Source organism: Prevotella sp. HMSC073D09, from assembly GCF_001814145.1.
GTDB classification, from domain to species: Bacteria; Bacteroidota; Bacteroidia; order Bacteroidales; family Bacteroidaceae; genus Prevotella; species Prevotella conceptionensis.
In genome coordinates this window covers 22,049-48,058 of sequence record NZ_KV815065.1, presented here as the reverse complement: position 1 = coordinate 48,058, position 26,010 = coordinate 22,049, and the positions used below count along the sequence as shown (strand labels likewise).

The following is a 26,010-nucleotide window of genomic DNA, read 5'->3' as shown; positions in this document are numbered from 1 at the left end:
GCACCAAAACGCACTGCATTTAGCGGCATATTGCGGTACATTTAGCCGCTAATAGCCCCAAAATGGGTGCAAATGGCGGTTTCTTGAAATAAATATTCATTTTGTCGTATGCACATGCTACCCCCTTTTTGCATCAAAACCAACTTTCGCGAGAATCGATTTTTTGCGCCAAGGTGGACGATTGGTAGACAAAAAGGGCACTCTTAATGTTAAATTTCTTACTAAAAACTAGACAAAAAAACAATCATGTGTGTATGTACGCGCATAGGCAACGACCTGAACAAACCCACTAGAACAAGGCACACTTGCTATGGGATATAACAAAAACTCCCGATTTCATCGTGAAATCGGGAGCTTAATAAGAAGCACCATCACATGGAATGCAAATGGTAGTCCTGCTGTTTGAAAATTGTATTTCAAAGCTTTTGTTCTCATCAGAGAATGGCATACGGGATGCCTTAGAGACCTATTGCCCTTGTAAAGGGTTCCAACCTTGGGCTGTTATCTCGAACTCGGTACCATCGCGAGCGACAAGCTGTTTACCAAACTCGGGCTTTGTGATATGTCCAATGAGTTTAACACCTTCCATTTGCTCGATTTTGGAATGGTCGCCAATGGGAACGGTGAACAGCAACTCATAGTCTTCGCCACCATTCATGGCGCAAGTGGTTACGTTCATATTCATCTCTTCGGCCATCACCGCTGTTTGATAGTCGATGGGGATGTTCTTTTCGAAAACCCTACACCCACAGTTACTTTGGTCGCAGATATGCAATAGCTCGCTACTAAGCCCATCAGAAATGTCCATCATCGCGGTAGGCTTGATATTAGCTTCGCGCAATCGCTTAATGATGTCGCCTCTGGCCTCTGGCCTTAATTGTCTTTGCAAGAGATATTCCTTACCGGCGAAGTCGGGTTGGAAGGCTTTTAGCTGTTGTAGAGCCAGTTGGTCGTTCTTCTTTCTGGCCTCGTCTACTTGTTGGTAATATACGGTTTTCTCCCTTTCGAGAAGTTGTAAGCCCATGTAAGCCGCTCCTAAATCGCCAGACACACATATCAAGTCGGTGTCTTTTGCGCCGTTGCGGTAAACAATTTCATTTCTCGGAGATTCGCCGATACAAGTGATGCTGATGGCTAAACCCGTATAAGACGATGTGGTATCGCCGCCAACAATATCTACCTTCCATTGTTCGCAAGCAGCGCGCAATCCTGCGTAAAACTCTTCAAGGTCTTCCACCTTAAAGCGTTTGCTTAGCGCCAAGCTTACGATGAGTTGGCGAGGAGTGCCGTTCATGGCGAAGATGTCGCTGATGTTTACTTGTGCCGACTTGAACCCTAAGTGGTACATGTCGATGTAAGTGAGGTCGAAATGCACGCCTTCCATCAACATGTCGGTGCTGACAAGCACCTCGCTATCGGGATAATGCAACACGGCACAATCGTCGCCCACGCCATATAGGGTTGCGTCGTTGTTGGTTTTGAGGTCTTTTGTTAGGCGCTTTATCAGTCCAAACTCACCAAGCGCGGATATTTCTGTCATTGTCTGTTATTTGTTTCAAGGGGTGTGAATGTCAGCTCTTACTTGTATTTACAAAAGCAATCGCTTTGTTTTGGCTGGCAATATGGCAGCACAAACACCATATTCTGGTGTTTGCTATACTGAGTGGGACGGCATCTCGATTGCCACAAAGTTTGTGCTAAAGACAATGCCTCCCCACCCTATTCCATCGATATTGGATTTTAACTATAATCCTTAGCTACGCTTAATAATTTCTCTCATTATCTCTGTCATCAGCGGCTGTGCCTTGTTAGCGGCCACCTGAACCTCTTCGTGGCTTACTTCCACGGGCTGGTCTTCCAGTCCTAGGTCGGTGATGATGCTCATTCCAAACACCTTAATGCCGCAATGACGTGCCACAATAACTTCGGGAACGGTACTCATGCCAACGGCATCGCCTCCCAATCTGTGGTACATCTTGTACTCAGCAGGCGTTTCGAAGGTTGGACCCGACACACCAACGTAAACGCCGTGCACAACCCTGATGCCCTTTTCTTTGGCTATCTGGTCGGCCAAGTCGCGCAACTGCTTGTCGTAAGCCTCGTGCATATCGGGGAAACGCGGGCCAGTTGGGAAATTCTTTCCACGCAAAGGATGTTCTGGGAAGAAGTTGATATGGTCGTCGATAATCATCAAATCGCCGATAACGAAGTTGGGATTCATGCCACCCGATGCGTTAGAAACGAAGAGTGTCTCGATACCTAGCTCGTACATCACACGTTCGGGGAACGTAACTTCCTTCATATCGTAACCTTCATAGAAGTGGAAACGCCCTTCCATAGCCATGATGTCCTTGCCACCCAGCTTGCCAAAGATAAGTTTTCCTGCATGTCCTTCGACAGTGGAAACGGGAAAATTAGGTATTTCGTTGTAGGGGAACTCGTATTTGTCAGTTATTTCTGAAGCTAATTGGCCCAGCCCCGTTCCGAGAATGATTGCCGTTTTGGGACTTGTTGTCATCCTTTGTTTTAACCAGGATGCTGTTTCTTGAATTTTTTCGTACATAGTTTATAATTTTATTGTTAAAGCTTTCCTCCTGTTCCAGCATAAATTGGATGCGTACTGGCAAGGCGTACATGTTATCCTTAACTTCTTGTTCGAATCCTTCTATGAACTTGATGCGCGATGCATCTTTCTCTGTGGTGATAATTATCTTTGGCGAAGGAAGTTCGGCGAACTTGTTGTTAATGGTGCGAACATCCTTTTTTGAGAAGTTATGATGGTCGGGAAAAGCAAGCTGGTGCAGGTTGAATTTGTACACTGCTAAGTCGGTTTGCATTTGTTTGGGCGATGCAATGCCTGTGAGCAGCAACACATTGCATGCTTTTGGCAAGCTGTTCAGTGCAATGGAACCCTCTCCGTATACAGGTTTTAGGTCGTCGTACACCAATGTGGTGAAGTAGAGCGACTGATAAGGATAGAGGTCTAGGGCTTTCATCAGCACCCGATACTCCATTGGTCGCAGGTCTTTGGGGCATTTGGTGATAATCACAATGTCGGCTCTCGACTTGCCTTCTTGTGGTTCGCGCAAGCACCCAGCAGGTAAAAGCTTGTCATAGATGATGAGTCGGTGATAGTCTACAAGGAGTATGTTCACCCCTGGCTTAACGTAACGGTGCTGGTAAGCATCGTCTAACAATATCACATCAACGTCTTTTGTTTGTTCATCACTCGTTAACCTGTCTATGCCTCGCGTTCTTTTCTTATCTACGGCCACATACAGTGCCGGGAATTTCTGCTTCATTTGGTAGGGTTCATCGCCAATTTGCGACATCGTGCTTTCGTTGCTGGCCAGCACATAACCCTTACTCTTTCGCTTATATCCTCGCGAGAGAACGGCAACTTTCATCTTATCCAGCAGTAGCGACACAAGATATTCCACGTGTGGGGTTTTGCCTGAACCGCCAACGGTGATGTTACCCACCGATATTACGGGTATATCGAACGCTCTGGACTTGAGCACACCAAGTCTAAACAGCAGGTTACGAAACCCTACGCCTAACCCATAGAGCCAGCTTAAAGGCGTGAGCCATTCGTGGATTTTGATGAAATCGCCTTCTGTCCTCATGTTTATTTTTATCTGATGTTAAGTTCCAAAGGCAAACGAGCTTGTATGGCTTCGCGCTGATTAATTTTGCGAATGAGCATGAAAGGCTCGTAAGCGGCACCAAGAGTTAGTCGTAATTGCTCGTCCAGTGTGTTGCGGGGAACCACACTGTTGAACAATTGGTCTTGCCAACTAGCTGGCGCTGGATATTCAGACACGCCATAATCCTTAATTTTAGCTAATTGTGCGGCCTTTTCTACCGCATCTTTAATTCCACCCAGCTGGTCTACAAGTTTATTTTTTAAGGCATCTATACCTAACCACACACGCCCTTGGGCAATCTTATCTAAGTTGGCAACAGACATTTTCCTTCCTTGCGACACGCGATTAAGGAAAGTTGCATAGCCACGATTGATATAACCTTGGAGCATAGCCATCTCTGCTGCACTGAAAGGACGTGCAGCAACGTTGCCAAAAGCGCTGTTGGCGTTGGTCTTCACCTCGTCGAACTTCACTCCAAGCTTTTCGGTAACTAGTCCACTAAGGTCGGGGAACACCCCAAAGATACCGATACTGCCAGTTAACGTGTTAGGTTCGGCCACAATCCAGTTGGCTCCACAACTCATATAATAACCTCCAGAGGCTGCATAATCGCCCATCGACACGACAACGGGTTTCTTCTTACGCAGTTCGGTAACTTGATGCCAAATCTGTTCAGAGGCGTATGCGTCGCCGCCAGGCGAGTTAACGCGCAGCACCACGGCCTTGATGTCGTCATCATTTTTGAGGTCTTCAAGGCTTTTGCAAATGTCTTTCGATACAATACTTGTATTGTTATTGAACATTCCCCCAGGTGCAATTTGTACAATATCGCCCTCAGCGTAGTAGATGGCGATGGTCCCGTCGTCGGTGTCAGCATCTTGTGACACATTGCACATCGCCGTAACGCCTACTTGGTTGATGCTTTTGTCGGCATCGATGCCAAGCAGTTTCTTCACTTCGCCTTTCACCTGGTCGGCATAAAGCAATTTGTCTACAAAACGTTTCTTTACAAGGCTTTGTGCATCGGCAAACAATTGATATTCGTCAGCGTATGTGTTAAGTGCGGGAATACTTATCTTCCTACTCTCGGAAACGGCCTTACAAACATTGGCCCATAGTCCATTGAGATACATAGATACTTGCAGGCGGTTGGCATCGCTCATCTTCGTTTCGGTGAACATCTCCGTTGCACTCTTAAATGTGCCCACCTTCGCAACTTGGTATTTCACGCCGAACTTGGCGGCGAGGTCCTTAATGTAATAGGGTTGCGAAGACAATCCGTGCCAATCTACCTGTCCTTGTGGGTTAAGGAAAATGTGGTTGGCCACGGAAGCCACGTAATAGCAACCTTGGGTGTAGGTGTCGCCATAGGCAACAATCCATTTGCCGCTCTTCTTAAAGTCGGCTAAGGCGTCGCGCAACTCTTGCAGCGTGGAGAATCCTGCGGCCAATGGCCCTGCTTCAAGGTATATTCCTTTTATGTCGTCATTGTTTTTTGCTTTTCTGATGGCCAGCAACATGTCGTTCAGCGCATTGTTTTCGATGGTGTTGCCCGATAAAAAGCCCAACACGTCTGGGGCAGCCATCTCGCTGATGGTACCAGAAAGGTTGATTGTCAATACGGAATTGTCTTTCAGTTTTGTCTCAGTGTCGGCCGAAGCAATCATGCCAATGATGCTCATTATCATGAAAGCAAAACAACAGAGACAGAAAATAAGCACTCCGAGGGCGGATGCAAGTGCGGATTTTAAGAAATCTTTCATACAGCAATGATATAATAGGTTATGTGAAAGTTGCACCATCGTGCAAGGTCTTGCGCGTTATCGTTCAGCACGCCGCGATACGCGCATAATTGCCTTGATGGTGGTGTTTGTATGCGCTATTGTGCAAAGTTATTGATTTTACAGCGAAAGGCATCATCTTTTTAGTGTTTTTTAAGGGGTTCAAGATAAAAACCATTCCAAGACAACTCTCTAATGGAGGCGATAAGTAAGAGCGCTTTTGTTAGATTGTGAATGTTATCCTTGCGGTAGGTATAATAGCGTGTGTATGAAGAATGCGGGATAACCTAATGCCAAATAATGAGTTATTCATTATACAGGACAACCAATTGGGAAATGCTTAGAGCAGTTGGCCCGACATGGAGAATTAATTCTTAAACCAAGGAAGGCGCGTTTTCGTTATACCCTACGTACAAAGCCAATGTTTGTCTGGCCATTGCAAAGGTTAGAAAACGCGCATTTCCTGCTATGAGAAACGAAAATTGACACGACCAAGTGAAAACAGGACGTACCCAAAAGTAGCATCGTCCGCTCACCACCACACCTTGTACATGGTGTGACGTGGTAGGCTGACGAACGTTTTTCGACCATATTATTCGGCGGTGGATAAAGATATTCACAACAACTGCAAGCCTTCAAACTTATTTTTCCTTAGCGCTTAGCCTTGTATTTGCGTTAAATGTATAGTCCATGCGTTTGTCTTTCCATTCATACGACTCAACACTCACCTTGTTTTTAGAAACCACAAGCGTTTGTGTGTTGCTGTAAGCAATGGGTTGCCAGCCAGAAAACTTATCGGGTTTGGCCACCAATTCGTTGGAGACAGGTTTCACCGTGTACGTGCCATTGGGCAGTTCGGCAAGGTTAATGTTGTTAAACCGAAGATCCTTGGTGATGAACATGCTCGACCATTGCAGGGCCGGGTCCTTAAATTCCACAACTTTAATCAGCTTACCTTTCATATCATATACCGCCAATCCCACCTTACCTGTAAAGAGACCTAGGTCGCCATTGCTTTCGTTGTATGTACCGATATTCTTCAAGCAGGCTTGGATGGGGAAGTTTCTGGGTACCTCGTGCTGTAAGAACTTAAATGCATCAACAGCTTGTGCCTCCAATCCCCTAATGTTTTTAAATTGAACATGGCGTCCAGTCTTAGGATGAGCCAGCACAGCCTCCATTTCCAAGGCGAAGATATCGGTGCCAAAGACTTCGTCGTCGAGTGGAGTGTAGAGCGTGGCAAAGTCGAACCAGCCATCGTTTTCGCCTGCCCACCCCCAATTTACGTGGATGTAGCCTTGCTTGTCGATGCCATCGAGCAAGAACGAATGACTGCTTTCGCCAATGAGTACGGGGTAGCCATTGGCCAATTCGTTAATTACAAGTTCATAAAACATCCCTTTGGGCATGTATTCCTTACTAATATGTTTCACTGAATAGTCAAAATTCTTGCGCAAGGCATCTAATGCCCACTGCATGTTAGATATGCTTCCTTTGGCTTCGTACTTCATGTTTACAGCCTTCCCCACGTCGCTTAGCAGCACGCCAACGGCATCTTTGCCCACCTCGCCCATCTGTGTGCTATTGTCTTTTATCTCATTCCACAGATAAACACTACTCTTTTGGGCATTCGTTCCTGACTGATCAACAAACTTTGGCGGACGTTTAGTCGGCCATTTGTTGTAGTACATCAGTTGGGAAACTGCTGTTGCAACACAGCCAGTTGGCATGTTCACGTTGTTTTCTTTTGGAGTATGGAGTTTGAAAGGCATTTCTTGATTCCAAGTACACGACAAGAGCGGCTTTATTTCTTTCTTCACATTTAGCGCAGACTTTGAAAATCCAACCCTGTTGCAGCGATATGCCATTACCAACAGCTCGTAATGGCGCAGCAACGAATAGAAATAGTCGGGCAGCCTGGCCTCGTTTGGCGTGAACCGATTGCCATATCCCAATATTGGAGGCAGGTCGCTTTCGCCCGAAACGATAACAAACCCCTTGTGCCCGCTGTTGGTGAATATATAGAATGCGGGGTCACCCTCAGGCTTTAAGGTACTTCTTGTTACGAGTTCGGGCTTTTTAAAGTATTTACTTGCAATGTCGAACGCTGCTCCTTGGCTCACCTGTACTGCATTGGCACAGGTGAAATGAACCAAAAATGCAATGAGGCAATATGCCTTCTTGATGTTATTATTTTTCATGATGCACGGTACAAATAGATGTTATCAAGGCGTTGTTTCCCCTCTATTGATGTTCATGGCCTTCTATTCCCTTATTGGGCGCGTTTCATGGGGCACTGCCTTTCAGATATTAGTTGATGCAAAGATATGGAAAAGTTTTATTCTTTACAAACTTTGTCGTGTATTTATTTTGCAATTCACATTTATTTAGCTATTATTTTCCTGTTATTCCGTGGCACATAGATGAGAGGTGGAAAGACTTGATTTTCAAATGGCAAGAACATTTCTGAAAAACGTGTCATTTATTGTTACCTATCACGTTTGTTAGGCCTTTAACTCCTACTCTTTCTACAGCCTCTTATAATATAAGGTGTAGGTTAGGTAAAGTAAGCCTGAAATATATTAAAAACAAAAACCTCATTGAAAATGAATTGACAATTAAATTCCATACCATTGAGCCTGACATGCCCCTCTTCATGCAAACAAACCATTTACGATAAAGTTTTTTAAGAAAACCCAATCGTTGTTTCCTTATTTTTAATTACCTTTGCACCATAGAAATAATAACACCCAATACATGGACGATTATCATTCGGATAGATTTATCTTTTTTGTAGGAGGTTAAGCTCAAACAGGCTAATCTTCTGCTCCGTTTTATTTGAAGATTAGCATTATGAGAACATATTGGAATTTCAATTCTGCATTAAAGGTCATTGACGAGTGGCAACCCAATTGCTGGATACAGGTTACGTGTCCAACAGAAGAAGACCAAGCCCTTCTTGAAGAACGTTTTAACATTCCCGACTATTTCCTTTCAGACATCAGCGACACCGACGAGCGCGCCCGTTACGAATACGACGACGGCTGGATGCTCATCATCCTTCGCATACCATACGTTAAGGAGATACGTTCGCGAACGCCATACACCACCGTCCCCTTGGGTATCATTCACAAACGCGACGTAACCATCACTGTCTGTTATTACGAAACCAATATGATGATAGACTTCGTAAGCTATCAGCAGAAACGAGGAGCGGGATTCACCGACCATGTAGACATGATATTCCGTCTCTTTCTCTCGTCCGCCGTGTGGTATCTAAAACGCCTTAAACAAATAAACATCCTCATAGAGAAAGCAAAACATAACCTAGACCAAGACGTAAACAACGAGTCGCTAATCGGACTGAGCCGCTTACAAGATTCGCTTACCTATTTCAACACTTCCATTCGCGGTAACGAAAACCTACTGTCGAAACTAAAATTCAAACTGCAAGTGGACGAACTGGATGCCGACCTCATCGAGGATGTAAACATCGAGATGACTCAGGCAAGAGAAACGACAAGCATATATTCGGACATTCTCGAATCTACAATGGACACTTATTCGAGCATCATCAACAACAACATGAATACAGTGATGCGTACACTAACCTCGGTGAGCATCATTATGATGTTTCCCACACTCATCGCCTCGCTTTTCGGAATGAACCTCATCAACGGAATGGAGCAAAGCAAGTGGGGATTTGCCGTGGCCATCATCCTCTCGTTCCTTGTTTCGGGGCTGTCGTGGTGGATTTTGCGAGCGAAACGTTTGCTTTAAAAGTAGAATAGTAAAAAAAGATGTACTAAAATTAGGTGCTTTCGACTTTTTTATTTAAGTTTGCACCGCAATCAACCAACGTGTAATTGTTATAATCAACTAAATCATAATAAATGATGGACTCTCAAGAGAAAGCCCTGCTAGAGAACGCAGCAGACGATACTAGCAAAAAGACCTATAAGTCTAAAGAAGAAATTCTAAGGCGAGCAACAGAGATTGTAGCCGAGAACGAGACACCAGACAAAGAGGAAATAGATAACCTTAAAACCACATTCTACAAACTGCACATTGCTGAACGCGATGCCGAACAAAAAGCATATTTGGAGAATGGCGGCGACCCTGATGCCTATCAAGTGTCGCCCGACCCCATTGAAGAGGCGTTCAAAGCACAGATGGGCGTTATAAAAGAAAGAAGGGCGAAACTCTTTCTGGAACAAGAACAAGAAAAACAAGAAAACCTCCAGAAGAAAACAGAAATCATAGAGAAGATAAAAGCTATGGCTACATCGCCAGATGAAGCCAACAAGTCGTATCAGGCATTTAAGGATTTGCAACAGCAATGGAAAGAAATCAAGGCCGTTCCAGCAGATAAAGCCAACGAATTGTGGCGCAATTATCAACTCTATGTTGAGCAATTCTACGACTTGCTTAAACTTAACAACGAGGCAAGAGAATACGACTTCAAGAAAAACTTGGAGTTGAAAGAGAGGCTTTGTGAGAACGCAGAGCGCTTAGCTGATGAGAAAGACATCATCAGCGCATTCCACCAACTACAAGAATTGCATCAGGAATATAGGGAAATAGGCCCTGTTTCCAAAGAACTACGCGAGCAGATATGGGCACGTTTCAAGGCTGCCTCTACGGTAATAAACAAGCGCCACCAACAACATTTCGAAGAGATGCGCGCCAACGAAGAGGAAAATCTTGCTAAAAAGACTGCTCTTTGCGAAAAGGTGGAAACCATCGTTGCAGCAGAAAACAAAGGTGCTGCCGACTGGGAAAAACGTACAAAGGAGATAATCGACATACAAGCTGAATGGAAAACCATCGGGTTTGCTCCGCAAAAGATGAACGTGAAGATATTCGAACGTTTCAGAACTGCATGCGATGTATTCTTCTCGCGTAAGGCAGACTTCTTCAAAGCCATGAAAGAGAAGTACGCGCAAAACGCTGAAAAGAAGAAAGAGCTGGTGGAAAAGGCACGCCAACTGTCTGAAAGCACAGATTGGAAGTCTACTGCCGACAAGCTTATTGCCCTACAAAAGGAATGGAAAACCATTGGCATGGTACCCAGAAAGCTTGGCGATAAACTTTGGAACGACTTTATCACGGCCTGCAATCACTTTTTCGAGGCCCGCAATGCAGCTCATGCTGGTACCAGAGGCGAAGAGCGCGAGAACCTAAGCAAGAAGAAAGCTGTTATCGCAAAGCTGAAAGAGATGATGGGAACAACGCCAGACAATGCCGCTGAAGCCATCAAGCAACTGATAGAAGAATACAACGCCATCGGCCATGTGCCTTTCAACGAGAAAGATAAGGTTTACGCACATTTCCACGATACGGTAGACAAGCTTTACAAGGAACTGAACATTTCGGTTGCCAGCCAGAAACTAGACGACTTTAAGAGCAACTTGAAGAACCTTGCAAAGAAAGGTGCCGACGTGGTTGACACCGAACGTGGCAAGTTGATGCGTCGGTATGAGGCTTTGAAGTCTGAAATCCAGACTTACGAGAACAACCTGGGTTTCCTTACCGCCAAAAGCAAGAAAGGTAACAGTCTTGTTGACGAGATGAACAGGAAAGTGACGAGACTTAAAGACGACTTGGAACTTGTTCGCCAAAAGATAAAAGCCATCGACCAACAAGAACAAGATTAAATTGCACTCAAACAACATGTTTAACTATTAAAAACAACCCTATCCTCGAAAAAAATGGACTGGTTAATTGCTCTTTTTAACACCAACGACTCGGTGGCGCACATTGTGTTGCTCTACTCAGTCGTCATTGCAGGCGGTGTGTTACTCGGAAAAGTGAAAATTGGCGGAATATCGCTCGGAGTAACTTTCGTTTTGTTTGTTGGTATCCTTGCCGGACACATCAAGTTCACAGCTCCAATTAACATTTTAACCTTTATGCAAGACTTTGGGCTTATCCTCTTTGTCTTCTGTATTGGTTTGCAGGTCGGCCCTGGTTTCTTCGAAAGTTTCAAGAAAGGCGGCATCAAGCTCAACTTACTTTCTGTGAGCCTTATCTTGTTGAACGTAGCTGTGATGTTTGCCTGCTACTTCATCTTCTTCGACACTACGGACGTCAATGCGCTCCCCATGATGGTTGGAACGCTTTCGGGTGCAGTAACGAACACGCCTGGTCTTGGTGCAGCCAACGAAGCCCTATCAAGTATGGAGAAATCGTTCCCCAATGGTCTACCGCAAATAGCTTCGGGGTATGCGTGTGCCTATCCTTTGGGTGTGCTCGGCATCATCGGTGCAACTATAGCCGTTAGGTACATCTGCCGTGTTGACCTGCAAGAGGAAGAGGAAAAACTCGCAGAACAAGAAAACGAAGACCCACACGCCAAACCACATATCATGCACGTGAGGGTGAACAATTCGTATCTTGACGGACGAACGCTTGGCCAAATCTCCGAGTTTCTAAACCGCGATATGGTATGCACCAGATTGTATCACGATGGGAAAGTGGTCATTCCTCAGCAAGATACTGTGTTCTCGGTAGGCGACGAAGCACTTATTGTCTGCGCAGAGAGCGATGCGGAGGCCATTCAGGTGTTTATCGGCGAAAAGCTACCAGAAGAATGGGCTTACGAAGATAAGGAACAGCCCCTTGTTTCTAAGCGCATTGTGGTTACCCGCCCCGCCATCAATGGCAAATTGCTGCGCGAAATGCACTTTACTAGCGTATATGGCGTTAACATCACGCGTATTACTCGCCAAGGCATGAACCTCTTTGCTAGTCCAAGCCACCGTTTCCAAATCGGCGACCGCGTGGTAGCTGTCGGTCCCGAAGACCATGTTGACCGCGTAGCCGAAGTGCTTGGCAACTCTGCTCGCCGTTTGGATGCCCCCAATGTGGCCACAATCTTCATTGGCATCATCGTGGGAATACTTTTCGGAAGCATTCCTTTGCACATCCAAGGCATCCCTGCCGCCCTCAAGTTGGGTATCGCTGGCGGTCCGTTGGTTATCGCCATTCTTATTGGGCGTTTCGGTTATAAATTCAAGCTGATAACCTACACAACCACATCAGCTAACCTCATGCTTCGAGAAATAGGCTTGGCACTTTTCCTTGCAAGCGTTGGAATAAAGGCGGGTGCGCATTTCTGGGACACTGTTATACAAGGTGATGGAATTAAATATGTGTACACTGGTTTCATCATAACAGTTATTCCCATCCTCATCGTCGGCACAATCACCCGATTGGTATACAAGTTTAATTACTTCACCATCATGGGAATGCTTGCTGGCACCTGTACAGACCCACCCGCATTGGCATACGCCAACCAGATTTGCTCGCGCGAGGCACCTGGTATTGGCTACTCCACGGTTTATCCGCTAAGTATGTTCTTGCGTATTTTCACGGCGCAGCTCATTGTACTTTTCTTCTGCGGATAAATTTAAAGTTGTATAGCGACATCGTTTGGGCGAAAGAGTCCTACATTTATAGCTAATAAAAGCCTGCAACCAACTTCTTTGGTTGCAGGCTTTTTCATTAATGAGCCGTAGCTGCCTTACATAGCTTTCGCCAATTCGGGATAAATTCATCGGGGCCGTTTCTTCGATAGCAGTGGTAGCTTGTCTGTTGCTGTCCGCTAAACTTCAAATCGGCTCAGTTCCTCTATCCATAATGCCCATCAATAGGCTTTGCGGATTTCGTTTTCGAAAAGTAAGCTCCCTTTCAAACTGTCATTCTTCCCGAAAGCTCTTCTATGTAAGTGTTCTTTTGGTGGCACAAGGATTAAATTCAACAAAGTCATACATTGGCTCAGAATAACGCCCACAAGACTGTAAAACATTTGTACCAAATTTTAACATTATGAGTGCCCACGCCGTAAAATTTCCAGGCATCGGTCGGATTTTCACGCGTATTTTTAAAGTTTGTAACCTCTTTATTTATCGATTTTTACGATAAATAAGGCCCAAAAACATGCTTCTTAGCATGTACTAGGGGTGCAAAACGATATGAAGTGATCAACCAAACGCCACCAAGTAATTTCTCATTCAAAATGTTCAAAATTCCTATAAATATCCCTTAAAATGGTGCTTTTAATGGCTTTTTGCTGCATTCTGCAGCATTTTACCTCGCGTTTTGGTACATATTACTCTGCGTTTTGGTGCATATAGCACTGCGTTTTGGTGCATGTTGCAATGCGTTTTGGTGCATATTGCATTGCGTTTTGGTGCATATTGCATTGCGTTTTGGTGCAAAATGCTTTGCAATAACTAGCGATTAAGCACCATTTTCTTGTGATTGCGGATGCAAATTTTGGGGAATTTTTCTTCAAATAGAAATGCAAAAGCATAGTAAATGACCAAAATCGGAGGGGATAAGCACTCAAAAATAGCTGAAATTTCATCGTTTGGCCGCATTTTATGTGGCATTTAGCGGTTATTTTCTTCTAGAAAGGTTCGGCCGAAGACTATGTTTTGTAAAATATATTTACCGTATTAACATATCGCAAACAGACGATTTCGGAGATAGGGCCGACATCTATCTCTCGGCATAAGCGATAAGACTAAACATGATGGGTGTAATGATGCAAACAAGTTTAAGTCATTACTGAGGTAATGATATAGAGCAACGAAACGTGTATGGCGTTCACGTTTCACCCAGTTGCGCCTTTAAACCCAACCTGTTGCCCGCAATATCTCGCTTGTGTAGAACAGAAAGGGGCTTATTTGTGGTGAGAGGTGAAACCGACTTTTCTGTTTGCTGGCAACCTGAACACCCTATTTGCTGTTTTAAATCTTTTAGCGGACAGCAGCATAATCTTTTGACACATTCAGAACATCAAAACGTCCATGCATGCGGCCTTGGATTTCGGGAAAATCCCATTTTCATTGCCGCTTAATGGGTTACAAGCGGTTCTTCACCATTAACTTATACTGTTTTGTTCTTCAACCTTGCACGTCCCATCTTTCTAGGCAACACGTTACTTACTGAGCAATTCTGTTGACAGTTTGTTAATCCGATTGATGGCAACATGCGCGCATACGCAACCATTATTTTGGTTTACCCAGTTGCACTAATTGGAAAAGGCAGAAATGGACGACAAATAGATAAGGTGAAAACTGATCTAGTTTTCACCTTATTACTACATATCCATGTGCTAGAACATTAGTCCGAACGACAAGGTTCTGAACTTAGGTCCATAGCCATCGCGCAACAAGTTGCAAGGACTATATTTAAAATAGAAATCAGGAACACCGCGAATAGAGAATGTACCCATGAAATCAACGGTTACCGGAGTGATGCGTACATCTTTGTCTACATCTTTCAACTCATGACCATCCTTTTCGTAGCGTGTTTTTAGGCTACCATAAGTGTTGAAATTGATTACTGGGCCGAGGCTGAAACCAAACCATTTGCCTTCGTAACCATAGCGAATTGGAAGATTGATGCTGAATACCTTGATGCGAGAGAACTGAGGACTACTGCCTGTGGGGTAAGTGTCGAGGGCAACCGACCGATTATCTTTCACGAAACGCAGGTCATCAGTCATGCGATAATTTCTCCAATCGAGCCCCAATCCCATTGAAAGAAAGTGATTGTTTCGCCACGGGCGGTAGGTCCAATCGGTCACAATCCACCACAATTCCCATGATTTGAAGGGCTGAATGTCGGCACCTGTCGGCATTCCCACAGCGTTGTTGAAACCAACAACGAAGTGAGTGGTGCACTCTGTCCTGGATTTTTTCCTCCGTGGCTTACTGAAACCAGCAATAGAGAAGCTCCATGTGTCGTCGTTGATGGTCGAAGTACTCACGTAATTGCTGTCAACAAGCTGGATATTGCTCACATAGTGAAAAGTTTGATTTCCCTCTTTGCCCCACACTTCTACGCTTTGTACAGAGTCGCCAGTGATGATTCTCACTTTCTGGGGCCGTTCAACAACCACTGTGTCGTTGTCTGACGGTGTAGCTTTGGCAGCCAGGTTAAAGGTCAATGCCATGCAAACTAAGATCTTTTCCATAACTATATCTTTAATGTATTAGTTTTCTGAGTTCGGCAATACTTTCCACTTTGCCTTCCATATAGACCACAGTAATCACGGTCGTTCGCCCCTTTCGGCAGGTGATGTAGCACAGGTAGCGGTTCATGTTGCCCTGTTTGGGTAACGTCATGATAAGGGTTGTCGTGCCGTTTCGGGTGGTTTGTTCCGTTCCCATGGCCGTTTTGCAGTCGCTGTCAACCAAATCGTCTACCACTTTTCGTTGCTGTTCGGTGGCATTGAAACGAATACTGCGATAGAAATCAAGCTTGTATTTGCTGATGGCACGGCCTTTCACCCTGACGTCTACCATCTCTTCGTGGGGCACCACTTTACCTTGAAAGAGCGCATTAACGTTCAAACCTTGCTGAGCATGAGCCTCAAAGGCAAGAAACGCCACGATAGCTGTTAAGAAAAAACGAAGTTTCATAACGATGTATTTAATCTTATTCCATTTATTGCTTTCCGAAAATGTCGTGCAACTGACCATCAACATTTAATTCGCCATCCTGACTAATGGCTTGCAGCGTCTCATCTACCTCTTCCATTACGGTGGCGGGGGCAGTCACATGCCTATTGTAGATGTAGGCCTCGCAATAGTCCTGTGGTTCTGGTTGCCACAACATACCGCCCACCCCAACCACAACAAGCAAAGCAACCGAGGCAGCTATGCCGATGAACAATGGGCGTGAAAGCAGGCCATGCAGCACAGGTAGCCTTTTATGTCGCCGATGGTTGGGTGTACGCATGGTTGCAATTGAGCGAAAATATTCGCGCATCGGTAGCAAGTCGTCCGACACCTCATCGCCAGAAAAATAGCGATAAAGCTTGCCCTCTTCCTCAAGTGTGGTGTCACCCTCCATGAAACGAGCCACTAAAATTCTGATTTCATCGTCCTTATTCATTGCTTTGTTGTTTTAATTGCTGTTTGATGGCCTGTCGTGCACGGCTCAACGCCTTTCTGACAGCCGTTTCGTTACTTCCCGTGAGTGCTGCAATCTCACACATTTCCATACCCTCCATGTGGCGAAGCCGCATGATTGTCTGCTGCATCGTGGGCAGTTTGTCAACAAGCTGCATTACCTTTTCATAGCGTTCGTCGCATGTTGGTTCGCTTTCCGCCACATTTTCGGGAAGTGCAATGGTGGTTTGGAGTCGCCGTAAACAATCGATACAGCGGTTTCTCACCAGCACCAAAGCTAAAGGCCCCATGGGAATACGCAACTTGTCGAGCAATTGCCAGAGTTTCAGCAGCACGTCCTGCACAACATCCTCCGCCTCTTCGCCAGCTTTTAGATAGCTGCGAGCAACGGAAAGCATGCGCGGTCGGTTGCGTTCCACTTCTTCTTTATATTCGTCGACGGTCATCTGATGTTCTGTTATTTACTTATAGTACGCAGGGCTTTGAATTTTGTGACACACAAATGCGTTTTTCTTTCATTAAATCAAAAATAAGAGATTTGAGACTTTTCATCGCTCATACTTCGGTAAGCGTTAAGGATTAGAACAGCCTATATGTGCTTACTAGGTGACAAGACTTAACGCCCTAACATATAATGGATTACAAGCTAAACACACATTATAGGACTTTGTGGTCTGTAAACAAAGCAACAATGATAGGCATGTAATGTTACATAAACATGGCATTCTATCACAGAACTCACGATGTTTGTGCACATCAGTTACTTGGTGGTTTAAAATAGCAAACTTTGTGGTTTCCAAATAATATAGTGAGGCCTCTGTAACCTCCCCCACCGTAAGAGAGTTTTAGGACCGGCAACTAATAGATAATCAATGGCGGCTCTTTTGAACGTATAGGTTTGCGCAGAGGTATCAAGGTATGTTTCGCTACGAAGTAATTCTTAACGATGACAAAACTGATTTTCAAACCAAGCTACGGCATCGGCTGTGGTTGGCGAAAAGTGTATTAGGTTACCACGATTGCTTTCGTAAATGAAACTTTTAAGGCTTTCGCTGGTAAAGGTAGAGAAGTTGCCAACGATGGCCAAACGCATCCGAAAGGTGGAGAACTTTTGCAAAATCTCGCCAGCCAACCTCGTTTTGAGGTCGAAAAAGCGTGGCGAAATTTTGTCGGCAGAGATGATCATGCCATCGAAACCTTGATAATAGGCATTTCCCAAAAGGTCGTTTGCATCTTCGGGGACAGTAAAAAGCATATTGTTGGCGGCAACTTCGGCCACCATCGCCTTGCCTATGGTATGCGATATGAAGCTAAAATCAGTCATGGTTACTCATCCATGTATCACGTAATTGCGTCATCCTGTCGAACACGATGTTTGCTCCTTCTCCAGCCAAAGTTGCATTTGGCAAGGGTCCGCTATTAACGGCAATCGTAAATATCTTTGCAGCCACACCTGCTCGCACACCCATTGGCGCATTTTCTACCACAATTCCTTGCCAGGGTTGTAAGTTTCCGGCTTTTTGCAAGCCCATCAGATAAGGGTCGGGAGCTGGTTTTCCACGCGTCACATCATAAGCCGAGACAATCTTATCGGCCGTAACAAAGCCCTTAAAATCATGTTGCAAACGCTCAATCAGCGGTAGCTGACCACTCCCGGTAACCACAACGATGCACATGCCAGCCGCCTTTATCTTCTCCATCAACTCTAAAACACCCTCCATGATGGGTGCTTTGGGTAGCAGTCCGAAGAGTCGCGCTTTCTCATCATACATCATTTGCGCCTCGTCTTCCGTTATGTCACGTCCCTGTTGTGCCTTCACCATCAGCCTAATGGTTTCTACGCCGCGCATTCCTTCGGTAGCATACACGTCGGCAGCCGTCATTTTCAGTCCAAATTTTGCCATAGCCTCTTGCCAGCAACGGGCGTGATTGGGCATGGAATCGTACAACACGCCATCCATATCGAATAGCACGGCTTGCGGTTGAAAGCTATCGAAACCGCGATTTTCCAAATAAGACTTCACTTCTTGTTCGTGTCCAAAAGGCAGACAGGGCGAAGTGGGAGCATACATATTGTTCATTTGCGAATATAAAAGCAAGCAAAACGCCTCTTCGTTTTTGCAGGCGAAGAGGCGTTTCGCATATTAAAGAATTTATTTCAGACGTTCTTTTATAGCCTTGCTCTCGGCCTCGTAACCTGGTTTGTCTAGTAAGGCAAACATGTTTTTCTTGTAAGCCTCTACGCCTGGCTGGTTAAACGGATTTACACCAAGCACGTTTCCGCTGATGCCACAACCTATTTCGAAGAAATAAATCAATTGTCCGATGTAATATTCGTTCAGTTCGGGCACGCTGATGCGGATATTTGGCACGCCACCATCTACGTGAGCGAGCAGTGTTCCCAACTCGGCCATCTTGTTAACCTCGTCAACACGCTTGCCAGCAAGGAAGTTCAAACCGTCTAGATTCTCGTCATCGTTGGGGAACAACAGTTTCTTTGCAGGCTGTTCCACGCTTATTACGGTTTCGAAAATACTGCGTTCGCCTTCCTGAATCCACTGTCCCATAGAGTGTAGGTCGGTGGTAAAGTCACACGATGCGGGGAAAATGCCCTTGTGTTCCTTACCTTCGCTTTCGCCGTAAAGTTGTTTCCACCACTCGGCAATGAAGTGCAATTTGGGCTGATAGTTCACCATTATCTCGATTTTCTTTCCCTTTTCGGTGTACAATGCGTTGCGCACGGCAGCGTATTGGGCAGCGATGTTCTCAGCAAAGGGAACGCTGGGGGCTGTGGCTTTCTCCATATCGGCGGCACCATTAACCAATGCCTTAATGTCGAAACCTGCGCAAGCGATGGGCAATAGGCCAACAGGTGTCAACACCGAGAAACGTCCACCCACATTGTCGGGTATCACAAAGGTCTTATAACCTTCTTTGTCGGCGGCAGCTCTTGCAGCTCCACGTTTGGCATCTGTAATGGCCACGATAACGTCTTTGGCCTCCGCCTTACCGCGTTGTTCTTCGCATTGCTTTTTAAGTAGACGGAATGCGAGAGCCGTCTCGGTGGTAGTACCCGACTTCGAGATGTTGATCACACCGAAGCGCTTATCTTTTAGATACTCGGAAAGTTCAAAAAGATAGTCTTCGCCGATGTTGTTTCCTGCGAAAACAATGGTGGGATTTGTCTTATCGCCCACAAGCCATGCGAACGAATTTCCCAAAGCCTCGATTATGGCACGTGCACCGAGGTAGCTGCCACCGATACCTGCCACAACGATTACTTCGCATTTCTCACGCAAGGTGTTGGCAACAGCCTGCACCTCGTCGAGAAATTGGGGTGTGATGGAGCTGGGCAAATGCAGCCAACCCAAAAAATCGTTACCAGGACAAGTGCCATTTTCCAGAGCCTCTTGTGCCGCTTTCACTTTCGGCTCGTAGGCTTTCACTGCGCCCTCACTAAGAAATTGGGCGGCTTTGGTGATGTCTAATTGAATACGTTTCATTGTATTTATCTTTTAAATTCTACGTTTATCTTATTATTGCAACCTATTCCTTTGGTATTTCCTCAATCTTAATGACTGGTTTATCACCATCCCAATAAGCGAAGAGGCATTCACAAGCTGTGCTATAAACATAAAACGACTTCATACCAGCAATATCTCGCCCGTAAAGAAGAAAGTTACAAATGTCTGTCGCAGTGATATAGGGGTTATCTTTAAGGTGAGAATGAATTGTGGATACTACAGTCTTACCGTTATGGTTGGTTTGTGTTGGAATTAATGAACGGTGATAACGGCGGAAAGCGACAAGACGATTGTCGTTGGTAAAGTCGAAACTGTAATCATTTCCAAAGGGAATAATGCCCGGTTTTACCGTTCCTGTCAGCAGATATAACCGTGTTATATTGTCGTTAATGCGAATGATATCAGCGTTAAACTGTCCGAACTCAGGTGAAACGCCTTTGATACTATCTGCCAATGTCCCCATTTTGGCAACCAAGACATCTTTCCTCACAACAAGTTCTTTTTCTTCTTGAGTAAGCGGACGAACAGAATCAACAGCGATAAACTTTGGAGATGACTTCTCGCTCCTTAACTCATATAAGCTGTTTTTCATTGATTTGTCGCAAAAAAAGGCAATGATGGTGCCGTCTTTGGCCTTGTATGTCATTTGCCCACCTATCTCTTCCCTTCCATGATGTGCAAGAAAGAGATCGGTGAGTTCCCAATTCAGTTTTTCAAATAGATACAATTGATGTCCTTCCTTGATGATGCTGTCATTGATGGCAGCCAATGTTTCGGGTGAAGGAAGGCTGGTTACGTTCTTTTTCGCATCGGCTATCAAGGTGCAAAGAAAGGACATCAAGATAAGAATAGTCTTTTTCATATCGTGTGGTGTTTGATTATCTAAAGCTATCAGTAAGCAACTTTATCTCCACTTGTGGCGAAATTTTCTCGTACAATATATTATATACAGCATCGAGAATGGGCATGTTCACGTGCAGATGTCTGTTAGTTTCCTTCATACACTTCGTGCCGAAATAACCTTCGGCAATCATTTCCATTTCTATTTGCGCGCTTTTAACGCTATATCCTTTGCCAATCATTGTGCCAAAGGTACGGTTTCGCGAAAAATTAGAGTAGCCTGTAACCAGCAAATCGCCGAGATAAACACTGTCGTAAACACTGCGTTCGAGCGGATGTACCGCCGAAAGGAAACGCGACATCTCTTGAACTGCGTTAGACATGAGCACAGCTTGGAAGTTGTCGCCATACTTCAAACCGCTACAAATGCCTGCGGCAATGGCGTAAACATTCTTCAACACCGACGAATATTCAATGCCCACGACATCCTGACTGGTCTTTGTCTTGATGAAATCGCTGCTTAAAATCTCGGTGAAGGCTTGCGCTTTCTCTCTGTCGGCACAGCCTACGGTAAGATAAGACAACCTTTCGAGGGCTACTTCTTCGGCATGAGACGGACCGCCGATGCAAGCAATATTGGCGTAAGGCACGTCGTACACCTGATGGAAGAACTCGGAGCAAAGCAAATTGTCGTCAGACACAAGTCCCTTAATGGCCGTAACCACGAACTTATCGTGCAAACGCGTCTTCAACTTTTTGAGATGACTCTTCAAATAAGGTGAGGGCGTAACAAACACAAGTGTGTCGTAGTTCTCTACAATCTTGTTGATGTCGCTCGAAAAGTAAATCTCGTCTACGTTAAAATGAACGCTCATCAAGTAGGCTGGGTTGTGTCCCAAGCGCTTAAAGTCGTCTATACGGTCGTCGCGGCGCATATACCAGCCGATGTGATGCGTGTGTCGCACCACAATTTTGGCAATGGCAGTAGCCCAGCTACCACCTCCCACTATTGCTATTTTACCGCAGTTGAACATGGTTAAGTGAAAGGGTTAAAGGTGAGAAGGAGCGAGGAGTGGGCAAGTATCGCCCTTTTGAACCTCAAAAAATAACAAGGCAAAAGGGCGGAAAGGAAAACAAAGGCCTGTGCCTTACGCGTTCCCTTTCACCCCTAGCCGTTATTTAGCCTTCGTTGGCCTTGTCTATCCAAGCTTGGAAGGCGTCCACCTTCGGGTTCTCATACCCTAGTTTATATTTCTTGTTTACGTTGCAAACGTCCATTTGCAGCTTTTGCGCCTTCACCTCTTTTATGTCAGAGATGAGGTTATAGCCAGCTTTATTGAACACGGGCACCCATTCGGCGGGCACTCCTAGTGCTTGCCACTCGGCCGTAGTGCTCTTGGGAATACTCTTTTCGGGACGCATCTGCGGGAAGAGCAGCACTTCTTGAATGGCAGTTTGACCCGTCATAAGCATCACGAGGCGGTCTATACCGATGCCGATACCCGACGTTGGGGGCATGCCGTATTGCAAAGAACGAAGGAAGTCCTTGTCAATTATCATTGCCTCGTCGTCGCCCTTATCGGCAAGTTTCATCTGTTCAACGAAACGTTCCTCTTGGTCGATGGGGTCGTTAAGCTCTGAATAGGCGTTAGCCAGCTCTTTTCCGTTCACCATCAGTTCGAAACGTTCGGTCAATCCAGGCTTAGAGCGGTGCATCTTCGTTAGCGGACTCATCTCAACTGGATAGTCGGTGATGAAGGTTGGCTGAATAAACTGACCCTCGCAGAACTCACCGAAAATCTCATCGATAAGCTTTCCTTTGCCCATCGTTTCGTCTATGTCTAGCTTCAGTTCCTTGCAAACCTGCCTAATCTCGTCTTCCGTCTTGCCATCAAGGTCATAACCCGTCTTCTCCTTAATGGCATCGAGTATGGGTAAGCGGCGATAAGGAGCCTTAAAGCTGATAACCTGCCCATCAACCACGCTTTCTGGCTTACCATTAACGGCCACACAGATGGTTTCGAGCAGACGTTCGGTGAACGACATCATCCAATTGTAGTCCTTATATTGCACATAAAGCTCCATCAACGTGAACTCTGGGTTGTGCGTTCTGTCCATACCCTCGTTTCGGAAGTTCTTTCCTATTTCGTAAACACCCTCAAATCCGCCAACGATGAGTCGTTTTAGATAAAGCTCGGTGGCGATACGCAGGAACATTTCTTGGTTCAGCGCGTTGAAATGTGTAACGAATGGGCGCGCCGTAGCACCGCCCGCGATACTTTGCAGCGTAGGTGTTTCAACCTCTGTGTAGCCTGCCTCGTCGAAGAATTGGCGCATAGTGCTAATTACCTTTGCGCGTTTTAAGAAGGTTTCCTTGATGCCTTCGTTCACAACGAGGTCTACATAACGTTGACGGAAACGCAATTCTGGGTCGTCGAACTTGTCGTAGGCCACTCCATCCTTATACTTCACGATGGGAAGTGGCTTGATGCTCTTGCTCAACAGCGTGAGTTCTTTGGCGTGAACCGATATTTCGCCCGTCTGTGTGCGGAACACGAATCCACGTACGCCTACAAAGTCGCCGATGTCGAGCAAGCGTTTGAACACCGTATTGTACAATTCCTTGTTTTCATCGGGGCAGATGTCGTCGCGCGTAACATACACCTGTATGCGCCCTTTCGAGTCTTGCAGCTCCATAAAGCTGGCCTTTCCCATCACGCGGCGCGTCATCATCCTACCAGCAATGCACACTTCACGTTGCTCGTCGTCCTTAAAGTTATCTCTTATGTCGGTTGAAAAAGCATCAGTGGGATACTCTGCTGCGGGATAAGGGTCTATTCCCAAGTCGCGCAACTCTTGCAGGCTCTGTCTTCTTACTATCTCCTGCTCACTTAGTTCTAATACGTTCATACTTTCTTCTATGTGCTTTATGATTGCAAAAGTACGAAAAAAAAGTGAAAGGGTGAACGTCTGTCCGCCTAAGTTTTAGACTTTGAGGCATTCGGCGTTCTATAACACACCATTTGGCGCGCGCTTTTCTCTCACTTCCTTTACGTTTTTATTGTTCCATCAGGTCCTCTCCCCAATGTGTTTTGGCCTCGCGCTCTTCCCTTTCGCGTATCTCTTTGGCCTTCTTGGGGTAGAAAATCATGCGCAACGACTGATTATAGTTAAAGTAATTCCACATCCAATTGAGCAAAACCACCATCTTATTGCGTACGCCTAAGATGGAACGGAGGTGCACAACAAGCCACATGAACCATGCCCCAAAGCCTTTCATCTTTATTTTAGCAAACTCGGCCACGGCTTTGTTTCGACCAACGGTGGCCATTGCGCCAAGGTTTTTATAGCGGAAAGGGCTTAACGGCTTTGCCTTTGCCATGCGTTTCAGGTTTTTAGCCAGGTTTTTACCCTGCTGAATGGCCACTTGTGCCAATTGCGGATGCCCATTGGGATAGTCTTTATCGCCTTCAACAATACATTGGTCGCCAATGCAGAACACGTCTTCAAGTCCTTCTACCCGATTGAATGTGTCCACCTTAATGCGCCTTCCACGACCTAAATGGCCGGCATCCAAGTTTCCAACGCGCTGTCCTGCCACGCCGCTCACCCAAATAAACGTGCGCGTAGATATCGAGGAGCCATCGGCCAGCATCACCTTATGGTCCTTATAGTCGGTCACCATCTTGTTAAGCAAGATGTTTACGCCCATTTCGCGCAGATATTTCTCCACAGCCGACGACGATTCGGGCGACATGGCCGACAACAATCTATTGCCAGCCTCGATGAGATAAATGTTCATTAAGCTGGGGTCTAGGTCGTGATAGTCGTGTGGAAGGATGGTACGTTTCATTTCAGAGAGCACGCCTGCTATCTCAACGCCCGTTGCTCCGCCGCCAACCACCACCACATTAAGCAGCTCCTGCTGTTCTTGTTTCGTGGCACAGGTTATGGCGCGTTCGATGTTCGACAGTATGGCGTTTTGCAAGCCCATTGCCTCGTCCACTGTTTTCATGGGCATGGCCTGCTCTTCAACATTCTTATTGCCAAAGAAGTTGGTGGTTGTGCCAGCCGCCAACACCAAATAATCGTACTCCACCTTCCCTATTGAGGTCTGAATAAGTTTTTTTTCGGGGAAGATGGCACGCAACTCGGCCATTCGGTAATAAAAGTTCTTGTGCTTTTGAAAGTTTCTGCGGAAAGGAAACGATATGGAACTGGCCTCCATTCCTGCCGATGCCACCTGATAAATGAGCGGTGGAAATTGGTGATAATTGTTCTTGTCGATAAGTATCACTTGATAATCGGTGCCTTTCAGTTTGTTTGCAACCTGCAAACCACCAAAGCCACCACCAACTATCACAATCCGCTTGCGGCCGTCTTTTGCTATATTTAAACTCATTTTCTTTGTATTTTACCTAAAACAATCTTTCTTGTGGGGCTTGCCCACCATGCAAATTTACATAATTTATTGCGGAAAAGAAGTTGGTAAACCTTAAAAAAGTTATTGACGACCGATAAAAACTTTGAAACAGGAAATGAAGACGTATTTACTTTTGATGTTGCTAAAAAATGAGAGGAGTTTGTTGCCATCATGATGTCAATACAAGATAAACACTCCTCTCCATATTACGGAGTACTCACGGGGTTATAAACTCACGGAAATCCAACAACTCCCGAATAAATCGACTCTTCTACTTACAAATTCATTAACTCACCAACTCAGAATCTTAAATTGTTGTTTTTATTTTACAATACCTCCCAAATTTTCACTCCGTTCTAGCGAAAATATAGGTCATGAAGTGGGTAAAAAGCCACTAATTCTAGCCTTTCACGTCTCTTGTCTTGTCTATTTTTAAGTGCAAACCCTGAATTTAGCACCATTTTGCCTTTCTAGTTTGGTTGCCGGCTCGTAATTTTTCAAGGCCAATAACTCGCTTTTAGCCCCTAAAAAACCACTTTTTAATGGGTATCTTGCCCTTTTTAGCCCTACTTTTAAGGGTTCAAAGAGGTTTTATTTATACCAATCGCTGTGTATTTTTATGCTTTTTGACTTGTGTTTAGCCGTATTTTGCCTTGCATTTAGCACCAAAACGCCTTGCGTTTAGCACCAAAACGCACTGCATTTAGCACCAAAATGCACTGCGTTTAGCATCAAAACGCACTGCATTTAGCACCAAAACGCACTTCATTTTGCTACAAATAGCCTAAAAAGGGGTGTTAGTGGCGGTCTGTCTAAATAAAAATTCATTTTGACTGCATGTACAACTACCCCCTTTTTGCATCAAAA

Annotated in this window: 19 protein-coding genes; 3 read left to right on the top strand and 16 right to left on the bottom strand. The window is 45.3% G+C overall.

Annotated features, from left to right (window positions below):
• Positions 1 to 466: 466 nt before the first annotated feature.
• The 5 genes from thiL to HMPREF2955_RS04130 form a co-directional block, all read right to left on the bottom strand.
• Complete coding sequence (gene thiL, locus HMPREF2955_RS04150) at positions 467 to 1,540, bottom strand: thiamine-phosphate kinase (protein WP_009229690.1); 1,074 nt, start codon at positions 1,538 to 1,540, stop codon at positions 467 to 469.
• 213 nt (positions 1,541 to 1,753) lie between these two features.
• Positions 1,754 to 2,563: a purine-nucleoside phosphorylase gene (locus tag HMPREF2955_RS04145; protein ID WP_083317619.1), complete on the bottom strand. Its 810-nt coding sequence runs from the start codon at positions 2,561 to 2,563 to the stop codon at positions 1,754 to 1,756.
• The gene (gene lpxK / locus HMPREF2955_RS04140; protein ID WP_070721289.1) at positions 2,448 to 3,626 is read right to left on the bottom strand and encodes a tetraacyldisaccharide 4'-kinase; all 1,179 of its coding nucleotides are present in this window, start codon (positions 3,624 to 3,626) and stop codon (positions 2,448 to 2,450) included. The genes HMPREF2955_RS04145 and lpxK overlap by 116 nt, the downstream gene beginning before the upstream one ends.
• 8 nt (positions 3,627 to 3,634) lie before the next feature.
• Positions 3,635 to 5,410, bottom strand: a complete 1,776-nt coding sequence (sppA, locus tag HMPREF2955_RS04135) for a signal peptide peptidase SppA (protein WP_070721287.1) — start codon at positions 5,408 to 5,410, stop codon at positions 3,635 to 3,637.
• Positions 5,411 to 6,069: 659 nt separating this feature from the next.
• Positions 6,070 to 7,629 (bottom strand): C10 family peptidase, encoded by a 1,560-nt coding sequence (locus HMPREF2955_RS04130; protein WP_070721285.1) that lies wholly within the window; start codon positions 7,627 to 7,629, stop codon positions 6,070 to 6,072.
• Between the two features lie 652 nt (positions 7,630 to 8,281).
• Here HMPREF2955_RS04130 and HMPREF2955_RS04120 point away from each other — a divergent pair.
• The 3 genes from HMPREF2955_RS04120 to HMPREF2955_RS04110 all read left to right on the top strand — a co-directional run bounded on the left by HMPREF2955_RS04120 (position 8,282) and on the right by HMPREF2955_RS04110 (position 12,837).
• Positions 8,282 to 9,208, top strand: coding sequence for a magnesium transporter CorA family protein (locus HMPREF2955_RS04120; RefSeq protein ID WP_019188360.1), 927 nt, complete (start codon positions 8,282 to 8,284; stop codon positions 9,206 to 9,208).
• Positions 9,209 to 9,321: 113 nt separating this feature from the next.
• Complete coding sequence (locus tag HMPREF2955_RS04115; protein ID WP_070721282.1) at positions 9,322 to 11,085, top strand: DUF349 domain-containing protein; 1,764 nt, start codon at positions 9,322 to 9,324, stop codon at positions 11,083 to 11,085.
• A 54-nt stretch (positions 11,086 to 11,139) separates the two neighbouring features.
• Positions 11,140 to 12,837 (top strand): putative transporter, encoded by a 1,698-nt coding sequence (locus tag HMPREF2955_RS04110; protein ID WP_019188362.1) that lies wholly within the window; start codon positions 11,140 to 11,142, stop codon positions 12,835 to 12,837.
• Positions 12,838 to 14,552: 1,715 nt separating this feature from the next.
• Here the strand turns inward: HMPREF2955_RS04110 and HMPREF2955_RS04105 are convergent.
• The 11 genes from HMPREF2955_RS04105 to HMPREF2955_RS04055 form a co-directional block, all read right to left on the bottom strand.
• Positions 14,553 to 15,416: a hypothetical protein gene (locus tag HMPREF2955_RS04105; protein WP_019188364.1), complete on the bottom strand. Its 864-nt coding sequence runs from the start codon at positions 15,414 to 15,416 to the stop codon at positions 14,553 to 14,555.
• A 10-nt stretch (positions 15,417 to 15,426) separates the two neighbouring features.
• A complete protein-coding gene (locus HMPREF2955_RS04100) occupies positions 15,427 to 15,864 on the bottom strand; it encodes a DUF6108 family protein (protein ID WP_070721280.1) in 438 nt (145 codons plus the stop codon).
• Positions 15,865 to 15,889: 25 nt separating this feature from the next.
• Positions 15,890 to 16,339: a hypothetical protein gene (locus HMPREF2955_RS04095; RefSeq protein WP_070721278.1), complete on the bottom strand. Its 450-nt coding sequence runs from the start codon at positions 16,337 to 16,339 to the stop codon at positions 15,890 to 15,892.
• Positions 16,332 to 16,802 carry an RNA polymerase sigma factor gene (locus tag HMPREF2955_RS04090; RefSeq protein ID WP_070721276.1) on the bottom strand — a complete coding sequence of 157 codons (471 nt, stop codon included), beginning with the start codon at positions 16,800 to 16,802 and terminating at the stop codon, positions 16,332 to 16,334. Before HMPREF2955_RS04090 ends, HMPREF2955_RS04095 begins: the two co-directional genes overlap by 8 nt.
• Positions 16,803 to 17,296: 494 nt before the next feature.
• Positions 17,297 to 17,680: a DUF4180 domain-containing protein gene (locus HMPREF2955_RS04085; protein ID WP_246830063.1), complete on the bottom strand. Its 384-nt coding sequence runs from the start codon at positions 17,678 to 17,680 to the stop codon at positions 17,297 to 17,299.
• On the bottom strand, positions 17,673 to 18,428 hold the full coding sequence (locus HMPREF2955_RS04080; protein WP_070721361.1) for an inorganic diphosphatase: 756 nt from the start codon (positions 18,426 to 18,428) through the stop codon (positions 17,673 to 17,675). Before HMPREF2955_RS04080 ends, HMPREF2955_RS04085 begins: the two co-directional genes overlap by 8 nt.
• An 81-nt stretch (positions 18,429 to 18,509) precedes the next feature.
• Positions 18,510 to 19,859 (bottom strand): glucose-6-phosphate isomerase, encoded by a 1,350-nt coding sequence (locus HMPREF2955_RS04075; RefSeq protein WP_070721275.1) that lies wholly within the window; start codon positions 19,857 to 19,859, stop codon positions 18,510 to 18,512.
• A 43-nt stretch (positions 19,860 to 19,902) separates the two neighbouring features.
• Positions 19,903 to 20,742, bottom strand: a complete 840-nt coding sequence (locus HMPREF2955_RS04070; RefSeq protein WP_070721273.1) for a hypothetical protein — start codon at positions 20,740 to 20,742, stop codon at positions 19,903 to 19,905.
• Positions 20,743 to 20,758: 16 nt separating this feature from the next.
• Positions 20,759 to 21,754, bottom strand: coding sequence for an NAD(P)H-dependent glycerol-3-phosphate dehydrogenase (locus HMPREF2955_RS04065; RefSeq protein WP_019188372.1), 996 nt, complete (start codon positions 21,752 to 21,754; stop codon positions 20,759 to 20,761).
• 145 nt (positions 21,755 to 21,899) lie between these two features.
• The gene (gene lysS / locus HMPREF2955_RS04060; RefSeq protein WP_070721271.1) at positions 21,900 to 23,630 is read right to left on the bottom strand and encodes a lysine--tRNA ligase; all 1,731 of its coding nucleotides are present in this window, start codon (positions 23,628 to 23,630) and stop codon (positions 21,900 to 21,902) included.
• Between the two features lie 148 nt (positions 23,631 to 23,778).
• On the bottom strand, positions 23,779 to 25,122 hold the full coding sequence (locus tag HMPREF2955_RS04055; RefSeq protein ID WP_009229708.1) for an NAD(P)/FAD-dependent oxidoreductase: 1,344 nt from the start codon (positions 25,120 to 25,122) through the stop codon (positions 23,779 to 23,781).
• Positions 25,123 to 26,010 lie beyond the last annotated feature (888 nt).

Excerpts from the sequence above, each read along its gene's own strand:
- thiL (WP_009229690.1), bottom strand. The coding sequence starts at position 1,540 with ATGACAGAAATATCCGCGCTTGGTGAGTTTGGACTGATAAAGCGCCTA.
- HMPREF2955_RS04145 (WP_083317619.1), bottom strand. The coding sequence starts at position 2,563 with ATGTACGAAAAAATTCAAGAAACAGCATCCTGGTTAAAACAAAGGATG.
- lpxK (WP_070721289.1), bottom strand. The coding sequence starts at position 3,626 with ATGAGGACAGAAGGCGATTTCATCAAAATCCACGAATGGCTCACGCCT.
- sppA (WP_070721287.1), bottom strand. The coding sequence starts at position 5,410 with ATGAAAGATTTCTTAAAATCCGCACTTGCATCCGCCCTCGGAGTGCTT.
- HMPREF2955_RS04130 (WP_070721285.1), bottom strand. The coding sequence starts at position 7,629 with ATGAAAAATAATAACATCAAGAAGGCATATTGCCTCATTGCATTTTTG.
- HMPREF2955_RS04120 (WP_019188360.1), top strand. The coding sequence starts at position 8,282 with ATGAGAACATATTGGAATTTCAATTCTGCATTAAAGGTCATTGACGAG.
- HMPREF2955_RS04115 (WP_070721282.1), top strand. The coding sequence starts at position 9,322 with ATGATGGACTCTCAAGAGAAAGCCCTGCTAGAGAACGCAGCAGACGAT.
- HMPREF2955_RS04110 (WP_019188362.1), top strand. The coding sequence starts at position 11,140 with ATGGACTGGTTAATTGCTCTTTTTAACACCAACGACTCGGTGGCGCAC.
- HMPREF2955_RS04105 (WP_019188364.1), bottom strand. The coding sequence starts at position 15,416 with ATGGAAAAGATCTTAGTTTGCATGGCATTGACCTTTAACCTGGCTGCC.
- HMPREF2955_RS04100 (WP_070721280.1), bottom strand. The coding sequence starts at position 15,864 with ATGAAACTTCGTTTTTTCTTAACAGCTATCGTGGCGTTTCTTGCCTTT.
- HMPREF2955_RS04095 (WP_070721278.1), bottom strand. The coding sequence starts at position 16,339 with ATGAATAAGGACGATGAAATCAGAATTTTAGTGGCTCGTTTCATGGAG.
- HMPREF2955_RS04090 (WP_070721276.1), bottom strand. The coding sequence starts at position 16,802 with ATGACCGTCGACGAATATAAAGAAGAAGTGGAACGCAACCGACCGCGC.
- HMPREF2955_RS04085 (WP_246830063.1), bottom strand. The coding sequence starts at position 17,680 with ATGACTGATTTTAGCTTCATATCGCATACCATAGGCAAGGCGATGGTG.
- HMPREF2955_RS04080 (WP_070721361.1), bottom strand. The coding sequence starts at position 18,428 with ATGTATGCTCCCACTTCGCCCTGTCTGCCTTTTGGACACGAACAAGAA.
- HMPREF2955_RS04075 (WP_070721275.1), bottom strand. The coding sequence starts at position 19,859 with ATGAAACGTATTCAATTAGACATCACCAAAGCCGCCCAATTTCTTAGT.
- HMPREF2955_RS04070 (WP_070721273.1), bottom strand. The coding sequence starts at position 20,742 with ATGAAAAAGACTATTCTTATCTTGATGTCCTTTCTTTGCACCTTGATA.
- HMPREF2955_RS04065 (WP_019188372.1), bottom strand. The coding sequence starts at position 21,754 with ATGTTCAACTGCGGTAAAATAGCAATAGTGGGAGGTGGTAGCTGGGCT.
- lysS (WP_070721271.1), bottom strand. The coding sequence starts at position 23,630 with ATGAACGTATTAGAACTAAGTGAGCAGGAGATAGTAAGAAGACAGAGC.
- HMPREF2955_RS04055 (WP_009229708.1), bottom strand. The coding sequence starts at position 25,122 with ATGAGTTTAAATATAGCAAAAGACGGCCGCAAGCGGATTGTGATAGTT.